Below are 13,285 nucleotides of genomic sequence, written 5' to 3'. Positions count from 1 at the left end.
GCGGGAACCATCCACGACGACCAGAAGGAAGACATCATGGCAGCCGACCCGAGCAGCGCCTCAGCCGTCATCGAGGCGATCACCGCCGTCGTGCCCACCCTGAGGGAGAACGGCCGGGAGGCCGAGGACCGGCGCTGGATACCCGAGGAGAACATCGACCTGCTGGACAAGGCGGGGGTGTTCCGCATGGCGGTGCCCGGCCCCTACGGCGGGCTCGACCTGCCGCTGGCGGACCAGGTGGCGGTCCTGGAGGAGATCTCCCGCGGCTGCGGTTCCACCGGGTGGACCGCCGCCGCCTGGGTGTCGACCGCCTGGATGGCCCGTCTGTACCCGCAGAAGGCACAGAAGGAGGTCTTCGGGGAAGGTGCCGTCCGTGTGTCGGGCGGCTTCACCCCGAGCGGCAGCCTGACGCCTACCGAGGGCGGCTACCTCCTCAACGGCTCCTGGCGCTTCAACACCGGTTGCAGGGCCGCCGACTGGGACATGCTCGCCGCGCTCCGCGAACACCCCGACGGCTCGGTGGACCTGGTCTACGCCCTCGTCCCGATGAGCGAACTGCAGATCGCCGACGACTGGCACGTGTCGGCCGCCATCGGCACCGGAAGCTCCACCACGACGGCCAAGGACGTGTTCGTGCCCGCCCATCGGGTCGCGGACGGCGAGGCGGCCGTCGAGGGCGCCCTGCTGGACCACGTCGACAACGCCGGCCGTCGCTACGGACTCATGGGGTTCGTTCTCGCCGAAGGCGTGGCCGTGTACATCGGCATGGCACAGGCCGCCTACGAACTGTTCGTCGAGCGGCTGCCGGGCAAGGCCATCGCGTACACCAACTGGGAGGAACAGAACCGGCACCCGGTCACCCAGATCGGCGTCGCCACGGCCGAGAACAAGATCGTGGCGGCCAGGGCCCTCAACGCCCAGGTGATCGACCTCCTGCACCGTCTGGCCGACGGCGGCACCCACCCCACGGTGCAGGAACGGGCCATCGTCCACGGCCGCTGCGGGTACGCCATCCAACTGGTCAAGGAGGCCGTGGAGACCCTGCACGCCATGAGCGGGGCGTCCGCCCTGTCCCGCGGCGCCCACTTCCAGCGTTTCTACCGTGACCTGGAAGGTCTGTCGCTGCACGGCATGATGACGCCCGTGTCCAACCTGGAGGTGCACGGCCGCGTCCTCCTGGGCCTCGACCCGGACAGCCCCGTCCTGTAGGAGCGACGGCGCAGGGGTGCCGCGTCGCTCCGGCGCGACATCCCCGTACCGCGGGAACAGCTCAGCCCGGTACGGCGAACCGATACTCGGTCTGCCGTACCGGGCTGAGTACGTGCGTCAGGCCTTGGGCTGCTTCAGGACCTCGGTCAGCGCCGAGATGCTGTGGTCGCCGTGACCCGCCTCGACGGCCCGATGCAGCAGGTCGTGGAACGGCTTGTGCCACGACATGTCGAGTCCGGCCTCCTTGCCCAGCTCCGCGTCGTGCGCCGCGCCCGCGACGAACAGGTTCACCGACGACGCCGGCTTGCTGTAGTCGCCGGCATCGATCTCCTCGGCGAACAACGGCAGCACCGAGTTGATCATCTCGAACCACTTGATGCTGAAGCGGACCATGGAGGAGGCTTCCAGGCCGCGCGCCTGAAGGGCGGCGGCTCCCTGGAAGAACCCGACGAGGGCGGGCAGCAGCGTGCCGCCCACCGCCATCTCGTACAGCGCGGCCAGGTCCGCGTCCTCACCGAGGAACACGGTGTCGCCGCCCATCACCCGCAGCGTCGACTCGAACTCGTCGAAGACACCCTTGTCGCCGCCGTAGTACAGCAGAGTGTCCTCGTCTCCCACGGCGGAGGGCACGTTCTTGATCGCACCGCCCAGGAAACGGGCACCGTGCTCCAGCGCCCAGGTGGCCGTCTCACGGGCCCCGGCAGGGGACCCGCTGTTCAGGGTGACCAGGGCGCGTCCCTTCAGCGCCTCACGGGCTGGATCGAGGGCCGCGCGCGTGTCGTCGTACGTCGTCAGACAGGCGATGACCAGAGGGCCGGCCGCGACCGCGTCCTCGACCGACTCGGCCTGGACGGCGCCCTTTTCCACCAACGGAGTGGCCTTCGAGGCCGTCCGGTTCCATACAGTGGTCGGGTGACCCGCCTCGATGAAGGCTTCGGCCAGGGCCGTGCCCATCGAGCCCAGCCCAATGACGGTCACAGGGGTGCGGTTGTCCACAATTGCTCCCAGGTATCGGATGGTTGGCGATGAAGTAGGGGGGCGCCGCCGACATCAGGGCCTGACGCGTGCGTCCCGCGACACCGGCTCCATCGTGGGTCGCGGCCCCACAACCCTCAAGCGCGTGCCCCGGTGTTTGTCACTTACCTCTCGGAAAGCGCGTGGCCACACGAGCCGACGCCACACTCGAGTGAGGTGCCGTCGCGATTCCCGTTCGGATTACCCCGCAATGAACGGCGATTGGGTGCGTCTCCGTAGCGTCACTCGGGCCCCATGCGCCATTTTGCCGACGCGACCCATGGGGAGCCGGCACTGGAATCGAGGAGAGTCCTGCATGCGCGTTCTCATGACGGTGTGGCCGGCGGCTGCGCATCTGTATCCCGTGGTGCCTCTGGCATGGGCCCTGCACAGCGCGGGACACGAGGTCGTCGTCGCCTCGCACCCCGACATGGCGGCGACCACCGCCTCGGTGGGACTCACCTCGGTACCCCTCGGCGAGGCGCGGGGCATGCCGTCCCCGCGGGCAGCCACCCGCCCGGTGCCACCGGCCATGACCGAGGAACTGGACGCCATCGAGCGGGCCTTGGACCTGCCCCCCGCCGGCGCCGACCCATGGAACGACGCCGACCCATGGAAGATGTTCCGCACGTTCGTGCTTCCGGCGATCTGGGACTTCCACCCGGCCGACGCCACGCCTTCCACTCCGCCGCCCGGCATCGACGACCTGGTCTCCTTCTGCCGGTTCTGGAAGCCCGATCTGGTGATCTGGGACCCGTGCTGGCCGTCGGCCGCCGTGGCGGCACGGGCATCGGGTGCCGCCCACGCCCGGCTGCTGTGGGGCCTGGACTACTGGAGCTGGGTGACCGAACGCATCGGTGGTCTCGCAGCCGAATCCAGGGCCGGTGTGGACCATCCGCTCGCGCGTGCGGTGCGGCCCGTCGCCGAGCACTACGGGGTGGAGGTCGACGACGAGCTACTGCTCGGTCAATGGACCATCGACCCCATTCCGTCCGCGATGCGACTTCCCACCGACAACCGTGTCGTACCGGTCCGCTGGGTGCCCTTCAGCGGCACCGGAGCTGTCCCGCCCTGGCTGCGCCGCGAGCCCGACCGGCCGAGGGTGGCGCTGTCCCTGGGCGTGTCGGTCCGCCAGTTCTTCAAGGACGGCGAGGAGTTCATCGCCGCCATGCTGCGCAGTGTCGCCGACCTCGACGTCGAGGTGGTCGCCACGTTGGACAGCGCGCAGATCCAGGGCATCGACGTGCCGCGCAATGTCCGCACGGTCGACTACGTTCCCCTCACCCAGCTGCTGCCGAGCTGCTCGGCCATCGTCCACCACGGCGGGATCGGCACGTTCGGCGCGGCGTCGGCGATGCGGGTGCCACAGCTCGTCACCGTCGGGGACATCGAGGTCGGTGTCCAGCACGACGACGGCACGCGCACCTCGTTCACCGCCAAGCACATGGACGCCCCACCCACGTCGCGGTACGTGCTCTCCCGCGGCGCGGGCCTGATGCTGGATCGTGCCGAGCACTCCGTCGAGGAGATGAGCAAGAGGCTCGCCCGCGTCCTGACCGAGCCCTCCTTCCAGGCCGGCGCCGACCGCGTCCACGAGGAGCTGTTGGCCACTCCGAGCCCGCACGACATCGTCCCGCTGCTCGAGCGGCTGACCGACAACCGACGGAACGGGGGCTGACACACCACCATGCGCTACACCCACCTGGGCCGGACCGCCCTCAAGGTCAGTGAGATATGCCTGGGAACCCTGAATCTCGGGGTCAGGGCGAGCGACGAGGAGAGCCACGCCATCCTCGACACCGCGCTCGACCACGGCGTGAACTTCATCGACACGGCCAACCAGTACGGCTGGCAGAAGCACAAGGGCTTCACCGAGGAGTTCCTGGGTTCCTGGTTCGCCGGCGGTGGCGGCCGACGCGAGAAGGTGATCCTCGGGACCAAGGTCGCCAGTCCCATGAGCGACTGGCCCAACGACTCCGGGCTCTCGGCACGTCACATCATCGCCTCCTGCGAGGCGTCGCTGCGGCGGCTGCGCACCGACTGGATCGACCTGTTCCAGATGCACCGGATCGACCGGCACGCCCCCTGGGAGGAGGTGTGGCAGGCGATGGAGACCCTCACCCGGCAGGGCAAGGTGCGCTACGTCGGCTCGTCCAACTTCGCCGGATGGCACATAGGAGAGGCCCAGGAGGCCGCCGCGCGCCGCCACTTCCTCGGCATCGTCTCCGAGCAGAGCGTGTACAACCTCGTCACCCGCCACGTCGAACTCGAGGTGATCCCGGCCTGCCGGCGCTATGGAGTCGCCGTACTGGCGTGGTCGCCGCTGCACGGCGGGCTGCTCGGCGGCGCACTGCGCAAGCTGTCCGAGGGCAGCGCGATGAAGAGTGCCCAGGGCCGGGCGGCGGAGGCGCTGGAGGAGCACCGCGAGGCCGTCACGGCGTACGAGAAGCTGTGCGCGGACCTCGGTGCGGACCCCGCCGAGGTCGGTCTCGCCTGGGTCATGTCCCGCCCGGGCGTCACGGCACCGGTGATCGGCCCGCGCAGCGTCGAGCAGTTGCACGGAGCCCTGCGGGCCACGCGACTGAGTCTGAGCGACGAGGTGCTGCGCATCCTCGACGAGCTCTTCCCCCCGGTGGGAAGGGGCGGCCCCGGCCCGGAGGCCTGGGCGCGGTGAGCGAGCGGTGCCGTGTCGCTTCGGCGTGCTCGGGCCGGAGAGCCTGTTTCCCGGCGGCACCGCACACGCCGAAGCGCCGCCCCGGACCGGAAGATCCGTGGCGGCGCCTCGATGTCCGTCACCGAACGAGTGCGACCGCTTGGCGCGCGGCACGCAGCCCGGACTCGATCGCGCCCTCGACGTAGGCGCCGTGCCAACCCTGCGCGATGTCCGCGCCGGCGAACAGGATCCGGCCGTGCGGTTCCTCGATCTGCGGAAACAGGGCGAGCAACTGGCCGGGCCTGCGAAGGCCCCAGCCACCGCGTGCGTACCGGTCCCTTCCCCAGTCCATCGTCCGGTATCGGATGAGCGAACTGCCCGGCAGGAGCTCCCGGACGGCCTCCTGTACAGCTGCGGGATCACCGGCGTCGAGGGACGGCCCGGCGAAGGCCACCATCAGGCGTCCGTCGGCCAGTTGCTGCTGCGGCAGCATCATGCTGATGGGGGAGCCCTCCGGGGTCTGGGCGAACAGCGCCTCGGTCCTGCCCTGGACATGGATCCACAACTTGTTCGAGTGAGGGACGCCGATTCCCTGTCTCGTCGCCGTCGCGTGGGCGGGGGGAAGGCCCGGCTGGAAGGTGATGTCCTTCCACACGTTCGTGGGAGTCGCGACGACCACCATCGGGGCCGTGTACCGCTTCCCGCTCGATACCTCCACGGTCACCACGCCCCTGGACTCGGTGATCCTGGTGACCGCCGACTGCAGGCGCACCTGGGCCCCGGACTCCCTGAGCATGGCCTTGAGCAGCGAGATCATGCCCCCTGCGGGCTTCTGGTTCATCGACAGGGAGCTCTCGTAGTCCCCGCCGCTGAGCTGGAACCACTGCGCCATCCCGGTCAGCGCGCCGATCGAACTCGGTCCGCCCGAGTACAGGGACGTCTCACTGTTGAGCCGGTGGAATTCCTTGGGGGACAGCGAGAGTTGGCGGAGCCGGTCGGCGAGGGACATGCCGTCCACGTTCGCGAGCAGGTCCTTGCGGTGAAGCGGCTCGTACGGGCGCTCGAAGTAGGTCTCGGAACCCCGGTAGAACTCCGTCCACAGAGGGCTCAGTGCCCCGACAGCCTCGGCCGGCGTCATGCTCTCAAGACCGCTGTCTCCCGGCAACAGCATGCGGTCCGGACCTATGTCAGGGGTGGTGGTGATGCCATAGCGGGTGAGTTCCCGCTGCACGAGTACCTGCTGTTCGCCCACCCAGCCGCCGCCGATCTCCACCTGCTCGCCGGAGAAGGTGTCGGTCCATATGCGGCCGCCGGTGCGATTCCTCGCTTCCAGGATGAGCGGCTTCAGCCCGCGAGCGGACAGTTCACGAGCCACGGTCACACCGGCATAGCCCGCACCGATGATGAGGGCGTCCGCGGATTCGTCCGCTGCCGCACCGCGCCGGTCGGCCGCTTGGGCCGCCCCGACGCCGCCTGCCGAGGCGACGACCACGGCGGCTCCGACTGCCTTGAGGAAGGGACGCCGGGCGATACGGCGATGACGTACTGGTTCGGTTGTGCGAGATGTCACGGATCTTCCTTGGTGGTTGTTCATATGTCATTGCTCGGGCCCGGGACACGTGCCCGAGCAGCCGACCGGTTCGTCGGACGGCCGCGCGACGGTGCGATCAGAGGTATTCCGTGCCGGGTTCCAGCCCGAGCAGCACTCGCCCCTGTGCCTCCAGCGAGCCGATCGGGGCGAGCAGACCGTGCAGGGAGAGCGCCGTGACGTCCCGGTGGATGCGCTGCAGCGCCGCGCCGCGCGCGATGGAGGAGGCCGGGCTCAGCGTGAGCAGCATGGCGACGGCCTCTTTCGCGGTCTGCGCCACGAAAGCGAGTTGGCCGCGCACCGTCGCCTTTTCCTCCAGCGTCATCTTCTCCCCGTTGTCCGCGCGGCGCTGCACGGTTTCGAGCAGGGCCCGCTGAAGTCCTTCGCAGGAGGCGATCTTGTTGGCGGCCATGGCCACCTGGAACTGGATGTGCGGATGTTCCTTCTGCTCGGACCAGTTCGTGTAGGTGATGCCCTTTCCCGGCAAGCGGGCGACGAACTCGTCGAGGGCCGCCTGGGCCAGGCCGATGAACGTGGACGCGGTCGTGGCCAGGATGTAGCTGAGCAGGCTGTAGTTGCGGCCGGTGAGATGTGCGTTCCAACGGCCCTTCGTGGCTGCTTCGTACACCGACGCGTCGACCACTCGGTGTGCGGGGACGAAGACGTCCTGCGCGGTCGAGGTGACGCTTCCGGTGCCGGCGGCGCCGAAGACGTCCCAGTCGTCGGCCAGTGTCAGCTCAGCGGTGGGCACCAGCGGGAACAGTTCCTCGACCTGCCCGTGCCCGTTCTCGGCCAGGGCGGTACACACATTCCAACGGGCGCCCCGGACACCGGTGTTGAACCGCCAGGACCCGTTCAGGACGTACCCGCCCTCGGTCGGGACGAGAGTGCCGGAGGGTGTGAAGCCGCCGGAGACGCGCACCTGGCCGTCCGAGAACACCTCCTCCTGCGCGGCGTCGGGGTAGAGGGTCGCCATCCAGGCGGTCGTCACCCAGACCATGGAGACCCAGCCCGTCGAACCGCAGGACCGCGCCGTCTCGGTGAGGAGGGCGGCCTGCTGCGCGGCGGGCAGATCGAGTCCCCCGAAGCGCTCGGGTACCGCGACGCCGAACAGACCGGTGTTCTCCAGCAGTTCGATGTTCGCTTGCGGAATCCAGTTCTCCTTCTCGGCGCGTCTGCCGTTGCTTCGGAGCGTCGGAGCGATTTCACGAATCGCATCGAGCACCTTCAGGAAATCCTTCTCTGTGGCGACCGTTCGGCCCTCTTTCTGATCAACGATCAGTTCGGCAGGGGAGTTTGCTTTCTGCGCGGTTCGCAAGGACCGTATCCGTCCACCGTCAATGAGCCGGTAATTCCGGCTCGCGGGCATGACGAACGACACCACTGAAAAGAACGCTCTACCTGGTAACCTCGCACTGTGAAGACGAAGTCCATGAGTGACGAGAAGCGGCCAGGGGACGCCTCCGAGCCCGTCGTCGCCACCCGTGAACGCATCGCCCGGGCGGCCTCGCGACTGATGCAACGCCAGGGCTACGACGGCACGGGGATCAAGCAGATCTCCGCCGAGGCCGGCGCGACGCTCGGCTCGGTCTATCACTTCTTCCCGGGCGGCAAACTGGCGCTGGCCGTCGAGGCGCTGCACCGCGGCGACCGGGAGTTCGTCGATGAACTGCGTGCCGTGTTCGACGAAGAGGAGGACCCGGCCTCGGCGCTCGTGCTTTTCACCCGCAGACTCGCGGAGGGGCTGCGCGCGTCGGACTGGAGGGACGGCTGCCCCGTCACCACGACGGGGCTGGGCGCGTCCGGCCGCTATCCCCAGATCCAGGCAGCGGCCTCGGAGGCGTTCGCGCGCTGGCATGCCCTGGTTCTCGACAAGCTGACGGAGTCGGGGGTGGCCGAGGACGACGCCCGCGCACTCGCCCACACCGTGATCAGCATCCTGGAGGGCGCCGAGCTGACGGCTCAGATGACCAGGAGCGAGGTGCCGCTGGAGGCCGCGGGCAGGCACCTCGCACTGCTGATCGACAGTGCCCGCGGGACGGCTGCCGGGCCTGTGTGAGCAATGTCGAGGGCGCGCGTACACGCAGTCGGTGTGCACGCGCGCCCTTGAGGCGGTTCAGACCGTGGGCTTCTTGAAAGTCTCGATCAGGCTGGTGAAGCTGTCCGCCGCGTATCCCGCGTCGACGCCCCGTCGGAAGATCTCCAGGACCGCGGCGGGCAGGGCGGCGTCGACGCCTGCGTCCTTTGCGGTCTGCACCACATGGTCGACGCTGGCGACGCCCATGGCCAGCCTGTCGACATCGCCCGGGTGTTCGCCCGCGTCGATGCGGGGCGTGTAGAAGCCGAAGAAGTCCGGCATCGAGGCCACTGTGCCGGAGAGATACGGCAGCAGGTCCTGTGCGCTGATCCCATGGGCGTCGGCCACCGCGAGCGCGTGCAGGTACGCGAGCGCCGTCGTCCAGAAGACGTCCAACTGGAGCTGGTAGTACAGCGCGGCCAGGCCGGGGTCCTCACCCCGGTAGTCGGTCTTGGTGAGTACCTCCAGCGTCTCCTTGACCGCCTCGAACACGTGCTGGGGACCGCTGTAGAAGGTGAAGGACTCCGGCTCACCGATACCCGTGGGGGAAGCCTGCACGCCACCCGTGAGGTACTCGGCGCCGTGGCGGGCCGCCCACTTGGCCGCCTCCCGTGCCTTCTCCGGGGTGTCCGAACTGAGGTTGACGACGACCTTCCCCGACAACGCGTGCGCGGCGGGGTCCAGGATGGCGTACATCGCGTCGTAGTCCGTCAGGCTGAGGACCACCACCTCGCCGGCCGACAACGCCTCCGCCGGGCTGGGCGCCGACACGGCTCCCTTGGCCACGAGGTCGTCGGCCTTGCCCGCGGTCCGGTTCCACACGGTCACCCGGTGACCTTTGTCGATGAACGTGCTGGCCATCGCGTGTCCCATCGGGCCCAGCCCGATGATGGTGACCGCCTGCTTCTGCATGAAGACCCCTTACTCGCTTCACATTGGATCGATCGTTCTAACTAGTTTTCAGGCTAGCACGAGCGATAGAAAGAACGCTCTAACTGGGCCCGGCGGTAGGAGAGTTCAGATGGCTGTGCGGTACTCCGCCACCAGTCTTTCGAGGACAGGCACCACGTCGGCCGGGCTCGGGGAGGCGAGAAGGTCCCGGCGCATCGCTTCCGAGGCCTCTTGGAACGAGGGTTCCTCCAGGACCCTGGTGACCATCTTGCGGATGTCGTCCACCGAGCACTCCGCGTGTTCCAGCCGGAGACCCGCGCCCTGTTCGGTCAGGTAGTGCGCGCTGATCGGTCCCTCCATGACCGCTTCGCCGTCCATCGCGACGATCTGCGGCACGGCGGCTGCCGCGGCAGCGCACATGGTGCCGTAACCGCCGTGATGGATGACCGCCGAGCAGGTCGGCAGCAGTTGGGAGAGCGGCATGTAGTCGATCGTCCGCACGTTGTCGGGCACGTGGTCGATCCCCTCGAGTTGCGAGGCGTTCAGAGTGGCCACGACGTCGATGTCCAACGCGCCGACGGCTTCGAGGAGATGGGCGATCAGCGGCTCGCTGTCCTTGCTGAAGGCGCGCATCGACGCGCCGAGCGTGAGAGCCACGCGTGGTCGGCCGGTGCGCTCGTGGAGCCACTCGGGCAGAACGCCCGATCCGGTGTACGGGACCCAGCTCATCGGCACGGTTCGACGCCCCGTGGGCAACCGCATCCCGGCCGGCATCGGATCCAGCGACCATTGACCGTGCAGCAGTTCGTCATCGAACGCCACCTCGTACCGCTCGGCCATCGCGCGCACCGCCGCCACCACCGGGTCCCTGTCGATGAGTGCCTCACCCAGTTCGTCCTTGCGCCGGGTGTAACGGTCGACCGACCAGCCCACATGGTCCAGTCCCCACAACAGCCGAGCGTGTGCGGCTCCCAGAGTCCTCGCCGCCACGGCGGAGGCCGGCATCGTGGGGTCCCAGAGCACCAGATCCGGCTTCCAGCTCCGGCAGAACCGGACCAGGGCGTCCAGCACCGGCTGAGGGCGGTCGGGCAAGGCGTCGGCGGGCTGAAGGTCGTTCAGCGCCGGGGCGACATAGTCGCGGTAGAGGCGCCACAGGTGCGGTGCCACCGGGTCGGCGGGGTCGATCGCCATCGCCTCGGTGATGCGCGACCACGCCTGTCGCGACTCCGTCGAAGCCGGGCTCGCGGCACCGACCGAACGCGGGAGATCGCTCTCGTCGACGAGCGTGGCGGCGGCGAGTCCGGCGGCCGTGGTCGGGCCGGCGAGGGCGGGCCGGGAGGCCACGCATACTTCGTGTCCCGCTGCCTGGAGGGCCCAGGCGAGCGGCACACTCGGAAAGAGGTGTGCCGCAGCGGGCCAGACGGTGAACAAGACGCGCACAGGAGTCTCCGATTCTCTTCTCACGTTGACGGCATGGCGCGCCTCCGCTTCACCCCGGCGGTACGCAGGGAAGCCGGAGGAGCGCCGTGGCTTCAGGCGCCGCTCTGTGCGGGGCGCTGCCGGTCGGCCGTCCGTTCACCGGCCAGGACGGACCGGACCTCCACGTCCAGACGTCGGCCACGATGAGGAAGGCAGCCGCGCAGGACGCACTCGAAGGACATGCCGGGTCGCTTGGCGCGGCGCTGCTGGAATGGTTGTCCGGTGCCATCCGCCACCGCACCCGGGGCATGCCGTTGCCATGGATCCGGGGCCCTCCTCGACCCGACTGTCCGCCCTACGCTGAAGCCAGAACAGAGCGGACTCGGTGTCCGTGATCTCGGGCACCCACGGCAGCCAGGGGTCTCGGCCCGCACCCGGTCCTGGAGCGCGACGTATTCTGCGGCCTGCCACGGTTCCCTGGACCGCAGTTCGACACCGTGCCAAGGGATGCGCCGAGCAAGGAAAATCTCCTGTCATTCAGTGGCTTGCCGAGGGGCTGGACGACAGGCTGAAGGACTCTGTCCTCATGTGCCGGTCCGAGCCGTCGCAGCGTATGACGCGTGGTCAATGGCGCGGTCATCGGCCGGTAACCCTGAACCGCCCCGCGCCCCGCCTGTCACACTCCCCCTATGACCAGTGATCTTCTGAAGGGGAAAGTCGTACTCGTCACCGGCGCGAGCAGCGGTATAGGCGAAGCGGCGGCACGGGTGTTCGCGGAGGAGGGGGCGGTGGTCGTGGTCACCGCTCGGCGGGAGGAGCGGCTGGCCGCTCTCGTGGGGGAGCTCCGCGACACGGGGGCGGAGGCGGCGTACGCGGTCGGCGACGTCCGGGTCGCCGAGGATGTCGCGAGGGCGGTGGATTTCGTCGTCGCGCGGTACGGCCGGCTCGACTCCGCGTTCAACAACGCCGGGATCGGTGGCGACCGCACCCCGTTGCACCAGATGTCGGACGACGTCTACGACGGTGTCATGGACACCAACGTCCGCGGCGTCTTCAACTGCCTGCGCCACGAGATCGCCGCCATGCTGCCGAACGGCGGCGGTTCCATCGTCAACAACAGCAGCGTCGCCGGTGTGGTGGCCATCCCCGCGGCCGCCCCGTACATCGCGTCCAAGCACGCGGTCGTGGGGCTGACCCGGGCCGCCGCCGACGAATACGCCAAGCAGGGGGTTCGGGTGAACGCCATCGCCCCGGGAACCACGCGCAGCGAGATCACCCTCGACTGGTTCGGCCGTAACCCAGGGCTTCAGGATCTGGTCAACTCCCTGACGCCCCAGGGGCGTACGGCCGAGCCGGAGGAGATCGCACAGGCGGCCGCATGGCTGCTCAGCGACCGTTGTCCGTTCCTGACCGGCACCGTGATGCCGGTGGACGGCGGTTTCGTGAACCAGTGACAGCAGAGTGACACCAGAGCGAGGAGGGCGTCCGACGGCAGCGCACGCCGGACGCCCTCCCCGTCCGCGAGTCAGCGCATCGGCCCCGTCACCGTACGGATATCGGCGGTGAAGGCCAGTGCGTCGGCCTGGGAGCCCGTGACCCGGACGGCGAACTCACCCGGGCCGGCCGGGCCGACCGGGCGTGCCTCGATCAGACACGGCTCCCCGAACTCGACATAGCGCAGATAGGTGATGGTGATCGAGACGGGTCGGGAGGCAATCGGCGCGAGCAGCGCCTGGGCCGCCTGGTCAGCCGCCTCCCACAGGACCAGCCCGGGGACGTGGTCGACCGGGTGGTCGAACAGCAGGACGTTGCCGACGTCGTTGCGCAACAGCCAGCGGTTCGGCACGGCTGTGGGCGCGAGCACCACGTCCGCGGCGCGGCTTCGGCCGACGAGTGCGGCGTCGACGGGGGCGGGGAGCGGCCAGTCACCCCAGCCGGCGGTGAGGTGGTCGCCGCGCACGCGTCGGTACGCGGCCGGGGAGATCCACGCGAACTCGGTGTCGGCCCGTGCGACGGGCTCGCCGCCCGGGGACGTCCGGATCTCCATATGCATCGTATGAGCGGCCCGACGGCCGCTCTTGCCCGGGGAGACGGTGATGTCGACGACCAGGGCCGAAGGTTCGGTGTCCGACACCCGGAAGTCCGGTGAGACGGTGAGGCCGAGAAAGTTCAGCAGGGTGTGGTGCTCCAGCGGAACCTCGTACTCGGCGTGGGCGACGGTCAGACCGCTCTGTCTGATCGTCTGGGCGAGTATGCGTGGATCGTACGATTCTCCGTGCGGGGCGGCGGGCCAACGGAGGTCCAGCGTGAACGAGTTCTCGCCCAGGCGCCGCCAACTGTGGATGAGGACGGCTTTAGTGTGTTTGAGGTGGGTGTAGGCGCCCACGAGCAATCGTGAGGGCGATTCCCCACGGGGGCGAGGTAAGTAACGGGG

11 protein-coding genes are annotated in these 13,285 nt (G+C 69.0%); 5 read left to right on the top strand and 6 right to left on the bottom strand.

Going from position 1 to position 13,285, the window contains the following annotated elements; all coding sequences use genetic code 11:
* The first annotated feature begins 36 nt into the window (after window positions 1-36).
* The gene (locus HW837_RS10675; protein ID WP_193380598.1) at window positions 37-1,209 is read left to right on the top strand and encodes an acyl-CoA dehydrogenase family protein; all 1,173 of its coding nucleotides are present in this window, start codon (window positions 37-39) and stop codon (window positions 1,207-1,209) included.
* Window positions 1,210-1,326: 117 nt separating this feature from the next.
* Here the strand turns inward: HW837_RS10675 and HW837_RS10670 are convergent, their stop codons facing one another.
* Window positions 1,327-2,163: an NAD(P)-dependent oxidoreductase gene (locus HW837_RS10670; RefSeq protein WP_045562136.1), complete on the bottom strand. Its 837-nt coding sequence runs from the start codon at window positions 2,161-2,163 to the stop codon at window positions 1,327-1,329.
* Window positions 2,164-2,539: 376 nt separating this feature from the next.
* Between HW837_RS10670 and HW837_RS10665 the strand changes: the two genes are divergently transcribed.
* Both HW837_RS10665 and HW837_RS10660 read left to right on the top strand, forming a co-directional pair.
* Window positions 2,540-3,901 (top strand): nucleotide disphospho-sugar-binding domain-containing protein, encoded by a 1,362-nt coding sequence (locus HW837_RS10665; protein WP_193380599.1) that lies wholly within the window; start codon window positions 2,540-2,542, stop codon window positions 3,899-3,901.
* A gap of 9 nt (window positions 3,902-3,910) precedes the next feature.
* Window positions 3,911-4,897, top strand: coding sequence for an aldo/keto reductase (locus HW837_RS10660; protein ID WP_045562096.1), 987 nt, complete (start codon window positions 3,911-3,913; stop codon window positions 4,895-4,897).
* A gap of 118 nt (window positions 4,898-5,015) precedes the next feature.
* Here the strand turns inward: HW837_RS10660 and HW837_RS10655 are convergent, their stop codons facing one another.
* The gene (locus tag HW837_RS10655; protein ID WP_063819960.1) at window positions 5,016-6,446 is read right to left on the bottom strand and encodes a flavin monoamine oxidase family protein; all 1,431 of its coding nucleotides are present in this window, start codon (window positions 6,444-6,446) and stop codon (window positions 5,016-5,018) included.
* A gap of 97 nt (window positions 6,447-6,543) precedes the next feature.
* On the bottom strand, window positions 6,544-7,689 hold the full coding sequence (locus tag HW837_RS10650; RefSeq protein WP_313895499.1) for an acyl-CoA dehydrogenase family protein: 1,146 nt from the start codon (window positions 7,687-7,689) through the stop codon (window positions 6,544-6,546).
* 207 nt (window positions 7,690-7,896) lie between these two features.
* On the opposite strand from HW837_RS10650, the gene HW837_RS10645 reads away from it, so the two are divergent.
* Window positions 7,897-8,523, top strand: a complete 627-nt coding sequence (locus HW837_RS10645; RefSeq protein WP_045562134.1) for a TetR/AcrR family transcriptional regulator — start codon at window positions 7,897-7,899, stop codon at window positions 8,521-8,523.
* Window positions 8,524-8,580: 57 nt separating this feature from the next.
* Here HW837_RS10645 and HW837_RS10640 read toward each other — a convergent pair whose 3' ends face one another.
* Entirely contained in the window at window positions 8,581-9,453 is an 873-nt protein-coding gene (locus HW837_RS10640; protein ID WP_045562094.1) for an NAD(P)-dependent oxidoreductase, read from the bottom strand.
* 105 nt (window positions 9,454-9,558) lie between these two features.
* Complete coding sequence (locus tag HW837_RS49970; protein WP_324611275.1) at window positions 9,559-10,821, bottom strand: nucleotide disphospho-sugar-binding domain-containing protein; 1,263 nt, start codon at window positions 10,819-10,821, stop codon at window positions 9,559-9,561.
* Between the two features lie 719 nt (window positions 10,822-11,540).
* Here HW837_RS49970 and HW837_RS10630 point away from each other — a divergent pair.
* Window positions 11,541-12,305: an SDR family NAD(P)-dependent oxidoreductase gene (locus HW837_RS10630; protein WP_045562092.1), complete on the top strand. Its 765-nt coding sequence runs from the start codon at window positions 11,541-11,543 to the stop codon at window positions 12,303-12,305.
* A gap of 71 nt (window positions 12,306-12,376) precedes the next feature.
* Here the strand turns inward: HW837_RS10630 and HW837_RS10625 are convergent, their stop codons facing one another.
* Window positions 12,377-13,237 carry a ScbA/BarX family gamma-butyrolactone biosynthesis protein gene (locus HW837_RS10625; protein WP_193380600.1) on the bottom strand — a complete coding sequence of 287 codons (861 nt, stop codon included), beginning with the start codon at window positions 13,235-13,237 and terminating at the stop codon, window positions 12,377-12,379.
* Between the last annotated feature and the right edge of the window lie 48 nt (window positions 13,238-13,285).

It is taken from the genome of Streptomyces caniscabiei, assembly GCF_014930365.1.
Lineage (GTDB): Bacteria > Actinomycetota > Actinomycetes > Streptomycetales > Streptomycetaceae > Streptomyces > Streptomyces caniscabiei.
This window is presented reverse-complemented; position numbering and strand designations above follow the sequence as displayed.

Bases quoted from the DNA above. Each gene is read 5' to 3' on its own strand.
- HW837_RS10630 (WP_045562092.1), top strand. From the start codon at position 11,541: ATGACCAGTGATCTTCTGAAGGGGAAAGTCGTACTCGTCACCGGCGCG.
- HW837_RS10640 (WP_045562094.1), bottom strand. From the start codon at position 9,453: ATGCAGAAGCAGGCGGTCACCATCATCGGGCTGGGCCCGATGGGACAC.
- HW837_RS10675 (WP_193380598.1), top strand. From the start codon at position 37: ATGGCAGCCGACCCGAGCAGCGCCTCAGCCGTCATCGAGGCGATCACC.
- HW837_RS10665 (WP_193380599.1), top strand. From the start codon at position 2,540: ATGCGCGTTCTCATGACGGTGTGGCCGGCGGCTGCGCATCTGTATCCC.
- HW837_RS10645 (WP_045562134.1), top strand. From the start codon at position 7,897: ATGAGTGACGAGAAGCGGCCAGGGGACGCCTCCGAGCCCGTCGTCGCC.
- HW837_RS10670 (WP_045562136.1), bottom strand. From the start codon at position 2,163: ATGGGCACGGCCCTGGCCGAAGCCTTCATCGAGGCGGGTCACCCGACC.
- HW837_RS10660 (WP_045562096.1), top strand. From the start codon at position 3,911: ATGCGCTACACCCACCTGGGCCGGACCGCCCTCAAGGTCAGTGAGATA.